This is a genomic window from Thermosynechococcus sp. M98_K2018_005, from assembly GCF_015295825.1.
Lineage (GTDB): Bacteria > Cyanobacteriota > Cyanobacteriia > Thermosynechococcales > Thermosynechococcaceae > Thermosynechococcus.
In genome coordinates this window covers 1-9,241 of the sequence record NZ_DVEH01000094.1, presented here as the reverse complement: position 1 = coordinate 9,241, position 9,241 = coordinate 1, and the positions used below count along the sequence as shown (strand labels likewise).

The 9,241-nt window shown below is 52.3% G+C and carries 11 protein-coding genes; 7 read left to right on the top strand and 4 right to left on the bottom strand.

Annotated features, from left to right (window positions below; translation table 11 throughout):
• The coding region (locus IGQ15_RS11390; protein ID WP_297051882.1) for a hypothetical protein at positions 1-695 on the top strand (695 nt) is incomplete at its 5' end.
• Between the two features lie 40 nt (positions 696-735).
• Here IGQ15_RS11390 and IGQ15_RS11385 read toward each other — a convergent pair.
• Entirely contained in the window at positions 736-1,467 is a 732-nt protein-coding gene (locus IGQ15_RS11385) for a hypothetical protein (protein ID WP_297051880.1), read from the bottom strand.
• Between the two features lie 77 nt (positions 1,468-1,544).
• Between IGQ15_RS11385 and IGQ15_RS11380 the strand changes: the two genes are divergently transcribed.
• Positions 1,545-2,225, top strand: a complete 681-nt coding sequence (locus IGQ15_RS11380) for a response regulator transcription factor (protein ID WP_297051877.1) — start codon at positions 1,545-1,547, stop codon at positions 2,223-2,225.
• A 1-nt stretch (position 2,226) separates the two neighbouring features.
• On the opposite strand, the gene IGQ15_RS11375 is transcribed toward IGQ15_RS11380, so the two are convergent.
• Complete coding sequence (locus tag IGQ15_RS11375; RefSeq protein WP_297051874.1) at positions 2,227-3,135, bottom strand: ChaN family lipoprotein; 909 nt, start codon at positions 3,133-3,135, stop codon at positions 2,227-2,229.
• A 113-nt stretch (positions 3,136-3,248) separates the two neighbouring features.
• Here IGQ15_RS11375 and IGQ15_RS11370 point away from each other — a divergent pair, with 113 nt between their 5' ends.
• From IGQ15_RS11370 to IGQ15_RS11360, 3 genes are all read left to right on the top strand, one after another.
• Complete coding sequence (locus IGQ15_RS11370; RefSeq protein ID WP_297051871.1) at positions 3,249-4,508, top strand: bifunctional oligoribonuclease/PAP phosphatase NrnA; 1,260 nt, start codon at positions 3,249-3,251, stop codon at positions 4,506-4,508.
• Positions 4,509-4,544: 36 nt separating this feature from the next.
• Entirely contained in the window at positions 4,545-5,063 is a 519-nt protein-coding gene (gene sixA / locus IGQ15_RS11365; RefSeq protein ID WP_297051868.1) for a phosphohistidine phosphatase SixA, read from the top strand.
• A gap of 119 nt (positions 5,064-5,182) precedes the next feature.
• Positions 5,183-5,557 (top strand): hypothetical protein, encoded by a 375-nt coding sequence (locus tag IGQ15_RS11360; protein WP_297051865.1) that lies wholly within the window; start codon positions 5,183-5,185, stop codon positions 5,555-5,557.
• On the opposite strand, the gene IGQ15_RS11355 is transcribed toward IGQ15_RS11360, so the two are convergent.
• Together IGQ15_RS11355 and IGQ15_RS11350 are read right to left on the bottom strand one after the other, a co-directional pair.
• Entirely contained in the window at positions 5,526-5,942 is a 417-nt protein-coding gene (locus tag IGQ15_RS11355; protein ID WP_297051864.1) for a nuclear transport factor 2 family protein, read from the bottom strand. The genes IGQ15_RS11360 and IGQ15_RS11355 overlap by 32 nt on opposite strands.
• 79 nt (positions 5,943-6,021) lie before the next feature.
• On the bottom strand, positions 6,022-6,519 hold the full coding sequence (locus IGQ15_RS11350) for an orange carotenoid protein N-terminal domain-containing protein (RefSeq protein ID WP_297051860.1): 498 nt from the start codon (positions 6,517-6,519) through the stop codon (positions 6,022-6,024).
• A gap of 272 nt (positions 6,520-6,791) precedes the next feature.
• On the opposite strand from IGQ15_RS11350, the gene IGQ15_RS11345 reads away from it, so the two are divergent.
• Together IGQ15_RS11345 and IGQ15_RS11340 are read left to right on the top strand one after the other, a co-directional pair.
• Positions 6,792-7,886 carry a glycosyl transferase gene (locus IGQ15_RS11345; RefSeq protein ID WP_297051858.1) on the top strand — a complete coding sequence of 365 codons (1,095 nt, stop codon included), beginning with the start codon at positions 6,792-6,794 and terminating at the stop codon, positions 7,884-7,886.
• A gap of 2 nt (positions 7,887-7,888) precedes the next feature.
• A partial coding sequence (locus IGQ15_RS11340; RefSeq protein ID WP_297051855.1) for a tetratricopeptide repeat protein occupies positions 7,889-9,241 on the top strand: 1,353 nt, incomplete at its 3' end.

Here is a 9,241-nt window from a genome sequence, read left to right as displayed (position 1 = left end):
CTATGAATATTTCTCCAGTCACTCGCTACTATGTGCGGCGCTTACTGGCAGAGCATCCCGCCATTCAGTCCTATGTGACCCCTGACACCCACCCACTGGGCATTAACGAAGAATACCTAGAGCGTTACATTAGTCTAGATCATTTAACCTATCCACAACTGAATCAATTAGAATTTCTCATTGAGTTACATCAGAAAATAAAAGTTAACGAGCCACATCAAACCCACCAGCTTCAAGAGCTTGAGCAGAAAATTTTTGACCTCATTGGTATTGAACTTCCTGTTTCCCACAATGCCTTAGCAGATTTGATGTCTTTCTTTAGTCAGATTGCGGAGACCCAAGAGCAGATTCCTGCACCTACTGTAAACCATGAATCCACAAACCTTGCCGATTACTACGAATACTGTCGGCGAATTACGGAAGTAACAGTACGCTACCTTGGCAAGATGATTGTTACTAACTATTGGTTATTGACGCGACCCCGTGAAAGCTGGCTGGCAAAAATTCAAGTGGAGCACTTCCACAACCGGAATTTCACACCCCCCGATCAACTTTTAACCAACAACGAAGTCGAAACCTTGCAACGGTGGATTCATCATTTCATTCAGCATTGCTGTCGTGTCCTGCCCACTCTACCGCGCCTTCTCTTGGCGGCTGGCGTTCCTTCCCACCTGCTCTACGATCTCGTTCGTTAACGGTCAGGTTATTCCCGAAACGGGCTCCCCTATGGAAATATCAATGGAAATCAAAAGGCTCCAAGAGGGTTTGCAGCACGGAAGGCAATTTCTCGGCTAGCTCTTGGGAATGGCTATAGATGAGGCGCTGACGACTGGGAACTTCAATCGGAAGAGGTGCCCGCTGGCTGGGGTGCTCCTGCTGAATAACAAGGATTTGATTACGGCGTTTGCTGGCAAGGGCGTAGCCGAGTTCTAGGGCAATCAGGGTGGACAACTGGCCATTCTCAACTGCTGTGCCATCCGCAATAAACAGCAGCGAGCGACGCAATTGGGTGATGACTGGACTATCTAGGCGCAGAGGAGCGGTAGCTGAGCGTGGGCTTTCCACCAGTTCCAAGGGGTAGCGGCTGGGGGTATTGACCACAAACGCTTTGAGGGCGGTACGAATCTCATCACTACTGGGGCTATCGGCGGCACTGAAAAAGAGGGTGGGTTCCAAGTAACTCAGGCGATCGCTCTTGATGAAATAGATTTCATGACTGAGAACATCAATGTTGGCGATCGTATAGCTGCCACTCCCCTCAATGTAAAATTCCACGGTTTCACCAAGGCGATAGCGCTGAAACCACTCCGAACGCTGCACTATTGCTAAGTCATCGAGAAAATCTGCCCGCAATGCTGTTTTCAGCAAGCTACTTTTGTTGAGCCGTAGATCGTGGGGGCGTTGCTCGATCTGTTCAAGGGGTTCATACTGCGGTAGGTACCATGCCCGCAGCGCAATAATTGCCATTAAAACATTCCAAACAGAGACTGCAAATAATAATAAACCATGGATAAATTGGGTTCTACGGAAGTAGGAGAGAGGCAATGACAGCAAAATTACTACTGGTGGATGATGAACCGGGGGTGCGCGAGGCGGTGACGGCCTATTTAGAGGACAGTGGCTTTGAGGTGACAGCAGTGGCCAATGGTCAAGCGGCTCTGGAGTACCTAGAAACCAATGTGCCCGACCTGATTATTACGGATATTATGATGCCGCAGATGGATGGCTATGCCTTTTTGGAAACGGTGCGCCAACAGCCCCATCTCAACCATATTCCCGTTATCTTCCTCACAGCGCGGGGCATGAAGCGCGATCGCATCCAAGGCTATGACGCTGGCTGTGATGCCTATCTAGCCAAACCCTTTGACCCCGATGAACTGGTGGCCATTATTAAAAATCTGCTGCGGCGCCAAGCGGCTGCTCGCGATGAGGCAGAACCCAATCTCGCCAATCTAGCCCAACAAATTGCCGAACTGCGGGCAATGCTCCTCCAACAGGGCAAACGCAATCCCACGGCTCCCCCCATTCAGCTGGATCTCACCCCCCGCGAAGCCAGCGTTCTGCAACTGGTGGTCAAGGGTCTGATGAATAAGGAAATTGCCAGCCAACTGAATACCAGTGTTCGCAATATTGAAAAGTACGTCAGTCGCCTCTTTGTGAAAACAGGTACCAGTAGCCGCACAGAACTCGTGCGCTTTGCCCTTGAACATGGCTTGGCTGATTAGGTTAGAGAGAGGGGTCATTTTGCCAAAACCAGTCAGCAATGCGGGGTTTGGCTTTTTCCGTTGCTGTGGGATTGAGAAGGATAATTGCTTGGCGGAGGTTGGGGGAGAGCCGTCGCTGTACCCGCTGGGGAATGCCATCGCCAAAATAAACATGACCCCGCCCTGTCAGCACTACAATCAGGCGATCGGGATGCCGCTGATGATGTTTAGCAATGACTTTAGCCATTGTTTCATCCCAAAGGACTTGAGCTTGGTAAAAGAAGTCAAAATTCATACGGTGGCTCACCCCCTGATGGGCAGCAACAAAAATCTCCTTCAGGCGATCGCGATAGGCGGTGTTGCTCAAGTCAATGTCTGTCAGGGGCGGAATATAGCGAAAATCATCTTCCCCTAAGCTCTCTAGGCCTTGGCGTGCCACTTGGCGAGTGACTTCCGTGGGCGTATTCAGGGCAATCAGGGGAATTTGCTGCTCCTTGGCAAAGCGAAAAATCGGTGCATACAGCGACCAAGGGAAGCCCCAGCGCTGAGCATATTGGGTTTGCTCCAGCAATTCCATCTCGGTAATTTCACCGGCAATGTAGGCATCGAGGGCGGCTTGAAAGGGACGCTGAATCATTTCAAGGGCGATCGCTAGGGGGCGACCCCGCCGCTGCAACTCTTGCAAAATTCGCAGTTGTGCCTGATGATCGGCCACACTATCGTGGGTCTCACCCAAATAGAGGATGTGCTTTTGCTGCCAGTCGGCATAGGCTCTTTGCAGGGGGACTGATTCACTGCCCCGCCAGACCTGCTGCGCTTTCACACTGTGGGTTCCCGCAAAAAACAGAGCGATCGCTAAAGTAAAAGCTATAGGCTGCCAAGCATGGGACGATCGCCACTGGCGCAATCGCTGTCCAAGGGGGGATGCCAAACGATAAAATATCTGCCAAGATCGAGATGGAGTCGTTGACGGTACGGTGACGACAACTATCCTCTGCGCGTTCCCCATTGGGTTCAACCCTGTTATCCAACGCTGAAACAACTATGCAATCTCCCCATCCACTTGAACTCAGTGACCCCGCTACCAGTGATGTCAGTTCTACTCACCCTGAACTGAATGGTAACGCACTGGTGAAATCGGAGACGACCTCTACAGAATTGGTAAAGGCGGAAGTTCGCTTGAGTGACCCCCGTGCCGAAGCGCTGCGGCAAATGTTGGAACGCCATCGCGGTACACGGCAGTTGATTATTCTCCAAGATTTTCCTGACCCTGATGCCCTTTCTTCGGCATGGACCTATAAGCTCATTGCTGAGCAGTTTGAGATTCAGTGCGATATTGCCTACGCCGGTGCTCTGAGCCATCAGGAGAATATCACCCTAGTGCGGCTGACGGGGATGCCCCTCGTGCGCTGGGCGGTGCAAGGTACGAAAAATAAAGATCAGCGGGATTGTACCTGTTACCAAGGCTACGTTCTCATTGACAACCAAGGCACCACCAGTCAATTGCTGCCCATGGTGCAGGGGGCTGGCCTGCCCGCGATCGCCATCATTGATCACCACAGTCTCCAAGAAGCCATTCAGGCCGAGTTTACAGACATTCGACCAACGACCCGCGCCACGGCTACCATCTTTACCCAATACCTGCAAGCAGGGCTGCTCACCCTCGACAGTAGCAACCCAGTTCATGTGAAATGTGCCACGGCTCTGATGCATGGCCTGCGCTCCGACACCGATTGCCTCAAACAAGCCAAAGAAGAGGACTTTCTCGCAGCCGCCTTTCTGAGTCGTTTTATTGATTATCAACTGCTGAACACCATTTTGCAGTCTCACCGCTCGAAGCAGGTGATGGATGTCATCGAACGATCGCTGAAAAACCGCTCCATTCACAATAATTTCTCAATTTCTGGCGTGGGCTATATCCGTTATGAAGACCGCGATGCCATTCCTCAAGCGGCCGATTTCCTCGTTACCGAAGAGAACGTCCACACTGCCGTTGTCTATGGCCTTGTCCACGACGAAGATGAAGAGGTGGAACTGATTATCGGTTCGCTGCGCACGACAAAAATTACCCTTGACCCTGACGAATTTATCAAAGAGGCTTTTGGTAAGGATGGCCAAGGACGCTTCTTTGGTGGTGGTCGCTCCCAAGCCGGCGGTTTTGAAATTCCGGTGGGCTTCTTGTCGGGTCTCAATGAGAATCCAGAATACGCTAAACTCAAGTGGAATGTTTACGATACGCAGATTAAGCAGAAGCTCCTCCACCTCGTCAATCCCAAGAACAATGTCCTCCACGGTACGGAGTAAGGCACTGTTCACAGTAATGTAAGTTTTTAAGTCTCTATGAGGGAGCTAACAGTCTTTTTTTTCCGCCACGGAATCGCGGTCGAACGGGAGGTCTTTGAAGGTAGTGATAGCGATCGCCCCCTGACGGCCAAAGGCCAAAAGAAAACCCAGCAGATTGCACGGCGGTTACTCGATTTAGGCATTGAGGCAGAACTCATTCTCTCCTCGCCACTAGTGCGGGCACGGCAAACGGCAGAAATTCTCCTTGAAGTGGGGGTTGCTCCCGATCTGATGATTTCTGACCTGCTGGCGCCGAGTGGCAGCTTGCAAGAATGGCTCCATTGGCTGAGCCACTGGCGTCAAGAACATGAGGGTGCCCTAATGGCGGTGGGTCACGAACCCAATCTCAGTCACTGGGCAGAACTGCTCACCTGTGGTAAAGCCTCGGGACACATCCAACTCAAGAAGGCGGGCATCATTGGCCTGAAGATTCCAGAAACCGAACCCCTTGGTAATAGTCAACTCTTTTGGCTGACGTCTCCCAAGTTTTTGCTTAATGGCAGTGGCTCTGCCTGACTACAAGCGTTCCAATACTTCGACCCTCTCGCCACTCCTCTCTCTAAAGCGACAAAATAACAGCGACAAAATAACAAAATAGAAGTACGGCCTGCCACAGGATAGAACAGGATAAAATCGTGAATTCTGAGTCGGAAATTACGGAGCATTTACCGCCAGATGTTCTCAGTTGGCTGTATGCCTATCAGCGGGAGCATCGATTTACTAGCCTTGAAGCGGCAATCGTTGACATTGTTTGCAAGTTTTATACCCAAGCGGATCATTTGCCTGAACGAGTGGCGGATTTAGAGCGACGAGTCAATGCCCTCAGCCGTGAGGTGATTCATCTGCGTCAACAACTGCCCGAAAACTACGATCGCCTACGGGAACAGTTAGCAGCGGTACGCCTAAGTCATTCGGGCATTCTCCACAATTTGCGCGATCGCGTGGAGGCCTTAGAGTCCGAGGTGTTTCCCGGTCGTCCTAGCGCTGCTGACGCAGAGGCTGATAGTTGAGGAGTTCCTCCAAAGTTGCCAGCAAGTCCACTTTCACAAACGTGATTTGATCCGCAGCATTGAGGCCAAATTGCCAAGCGACATTAACGCTAAAGAGGGGGAGTTTAGCCTTACCCACAAGGCGGTAGCGACGTTCTGTGCCCTCTGTGCTCAGTAGTTCTCCTTTAAGGGGTTCTGCCCGCATACCCACGGCTTCAAGGTGGAGATAATGGGCGATCGCCCGCCGGCCAATGACGGCGTCCTCAAAGGGCGGATAGAGAACTCCCTCCTCAGCAAACAGGGCGGCCACCTCTTCGTAGCGTTCATCGTTGAGGGCAACAAAATAAGCGATCAGCGACGGTTCATCAATGCCGAGAATGGGACTCTCTTGAACAAGATGGGTCATGTTTTCAGTTCCTCAGTGGTTTGAAGCGAGACAAAAAAAGGGAGCAAGTTGCCCCCTTGCGTAACCCATGGCATCTCAATTAGACGGCAAGTGGATCCACACCCATGGCGACCACTGCATTCCGCAGGACAGTAATCTGTTGACCAACGTCAAGGGCTTTGATGGCTGCAAACACGCGATCAGCATCGCGGCTGAGGGTATAACCGGGGGGCACAGGTACCACAAACCCCTGTTTCATCAGTTCTGCCAGTTGATACCAGAAGGCGAGCTTAGTGTTAGGGCTAAAGACACCGTAGGCACGGGTGAGAGGGGTGTCCACATTGGCCACCAAGTCCCGCATGAATTGAAGTTGATCATCAAAACTGAGTGCTTTGACCTGATTGAGCAACCCTTCCGCCAGTTGGAGGCGAGCCGTACCGGGGGCGGCGGCTGTAATCGAACGACCCGTTTCGGTGTAGATGAACCACAGAACTCCTAGTTTGTCATCCACACTCAGGCAGTTGAAAAGAGTGGTGACCTCTTGAACGGCTGTGGCCAGTGTCGAGGGAGTGAAACGAGTATCGGTGGTATAGGTCATACAGCTTCAGAGAGGGTGAACGTCTAGCGTGTTGGTATGCTTATCTCTGCTCCTAGTCAACAGTATGTTACATATCTTCATAGAAAGCAACATAAATTCATAAATACCATCAATAAATCTATCTTATAATTCATTTGAATAGACTGGAATAAATCTATTATAGGCACAGCCCTGTAGTGTTCCTATCTAGGCAAGGAAAAAAGATGTTTGGGACACCAATAGAGAGTTTTTACAAATGTTAAGATGACTCCTGTTTTGGCAAGAACAATCCTGTGGCTCGACCGACTCTCTACGTGGCAATCACCAATCATGGCTTTGGTCATGTGGCGCGGACAACGGCGCTGGTGAATGCCATTCGCCGCCAAGTGCCTGATCTCTTGCCACTGATCGTGACGGCAGCTCCCTATTGGTTGTTGCAGGCGAATCTGGAGGGGGAGTTTATCCACCGTCCCCGTGCTCTTGATCTGGGGGTCGTGCAAGCCGACAGTCTGCACATGGATTTGCCCGCAACCCGCGCCAAGCTCTTGGAACTTCAGGCGGCAGCTCCTGAGTTGATCCGCGCCGAGGCAGATTTTATTCAGCAAAATCGGGCGCTGCTCGTTCTAGCGGATATTCCCCCTTTGGCGGTGGCGATCGCCCATGCAGCGGGGGTGCCCTGTTGGATGGTCAGTAATTTTGGCTGGGATTTTATCTATCGCTCCTTTGGCGATGACTTTATCGAGATTGCCGATTGGGTGAGTGATCTTTATAGCAGGTGCGATCGCTTGTTTCAACTGCCCTTTGCTGAACCCCTCAATGCCTTTCCCCACAAAGAACCCGTGGGGCTGACGGGAGCCGAACCGCGTTTTGAACCAGCGGCGTTGCGGCAGCGCCTTGGCCTCATCACTCCCCGCGATCGCACGGTTCTGTTGACCTTTGGCGGTTTGAGCCTGCAAGCCGTTCCCTATGAAGCCCTCAAGGACTTTCCCGATTGGCAGTTTCTCACCTTTGATGGGGCTGCACCGCAGGATATGCCAAACTTACTGAAGCTCTGTGGCCGTCAACTGCGCCCGGTGGATGTGATGCCCCTCTGTGGTCGAGTTGTCTCGAAGCCCGGCTATGGCACCTACGCGGAGGCCTGTCGCTTGGGGGTACCAGTGGCAACGATTCGTCGTGATGATTTTGCTGAAGGCCCCGTTTTGGTGGCGGGATTACAGGCGCACCACTGCCATCAAATCCTCAGCCATGAAGAGTTTTTTGGTGGCCACTGGCACTTTTTGCAAGCAGAACCCCAGCCGCCCCAAGACCCCACCCCTTTGGATCTCAATGGGAATTCTACGATCGCCACCGCTGTTGCCTATTATTTGAATAACTGCTCATCACAATAGCCGTGGGTATCTTTGGATGGCGAACTGCCTCGCTGCTAAAAAAGGCTTGGCAACTGTATCAACAACAGCACTGGAGCGGAGCACAACAGTGGGCCCGTCAAGTTATTGAGGAGACCCCCCAGCCAGAGGCCTATTACCTATTGGGGTTAATTGCTGAACAACTGGCACAGCCCCTTGAGGCACGGACAGCCTATGAGCAGGCGATCGCCCTTGATCCGTGGCATGCCCCTTCCCATTATCGCTTGGCGGTCGTTCTCCATGATTTGCTGCATCAACCGGCGGCGGCGCTACCCCATTACCAACGCGCTCTTGAACTCAAGCCGGAGTGGGTGGAAGCCCATAGCAACCTAGGGAATGCCTATCTGGACTTGGGGGACACTCAGCGAGCGATCGCCTGCTACCAAAAAGCCCTATCCTTGAATCCCGACTTGCCCACAACGCTATATAACTTAGGACTCTGCCTACACGCCCAAGGCAAACTCACAGAAGCGAGTGCTTGCTACGAACAGTCCCTGTACCTTGAACCGGGTCAAGCCGATGTCCACAATAATCTGGGCAGTGTCTATCTTGAACTGAAAAATTATGAGGCAGCGATTCGCGAGTTTCAGGCCGCCTTGAGTGCTAATCCAGAACTGTTGGCAGCCCACTACAATCTGGGGTACGCTTTGCATCTACAGGGTAACCTCGCAGCGGCGCGCGATCGCTATCAAGAGGTCTTGTTGCGGGAACATCAGCATCAACAGGCACTCCTGCAACTGGGGCAAATTTGCCTCAGCGAAGCGGACTTTAGGGGGGCGATCAGTTACTACCAGCGCTGTCTGAGCTTTAACCCCCTCAATAGTGCAGCCCAAGCTGGGTTAGCCACAGCGCTTCTGGAAACAGGGGAGCCCCAAGCTGCCCTCCACCACTTTCGCCAAGCGGTTGCCTTAAACCCCGATGCAGTGGATGTGCGCCTCAACTTTGCCCTTGTGCTGCTGCTGCTGGGACATTTTCCAGAGGGATGGGAAGAGTATGAATGGCGCTGGCAGCAACCCAGCGGAGGATTACGCACCTATCCGCAACCCCGTTGGCAAGGTCAATCCCTAGAGGGGAAAACCCTCTTTGTCTATAGTGAGCAGGGGCTAGGGGATTGCATTCAGTTTGTGCGCTTACTGCCCTTGATGGCGCGGCGGGCCCAACGGGTGATTTTTGCTGCTTACCCGCCCTTGGTGCGTCTTTGTCAAACACTGCCGGGGATTGAAGTGATGAGCACCGAGGAGACGCCTCCTGCCTTTGATTACCATACCCCCTTGCTGAGTCTGCCGCGCTACTTGGGGATTGATAAAGACCACTTTCCCAGGTTCAAGCCCTATTTC

Coding starts and splice junctions, on each gene's coding strand:
- IGQ15_RS11385 (WP_297051880.1), bottom strand. CDS start 1,467: ATGGCAATTATTGCGCTGCGGGCATGGTACCTACCGCAGTATGAACCC.
- IGQ15_RS11380 (WP_297051877.1), top strand. CDS start 1,545: ATGACAGCAAAATTACTACTGGTGGATGATGAACCGGGGGTGCGCGAG.
- IGQ15_RS11370 (WP_297051871.1), top strand. CDS start 3,249: ATGCAATCTCCCCATCCACTTGAACTCAGTGACCCCGCTACCAGTGAT.
- sixA (WP_297051868.1), top strand. CDS start 4,545: ATGAGGGAGCTAACAGTCTTTTTTTTCCGCCACGGAATCGCGGTCGAA.
- IGQ15_RS11355 (WP_297051864.1), bottom strand. CDS start 5,942: ATGACCCATCTTGTTCAAGAGAGTCCCATTCTCGGCATTGATGAACCG.
- IGQ15_RS11350 (WP_297051860.1), bottom strand. CDS start 6,519: ATGACCTATACCACCGATACTCGTTTCACTCCCTCGACACTGGCCACA.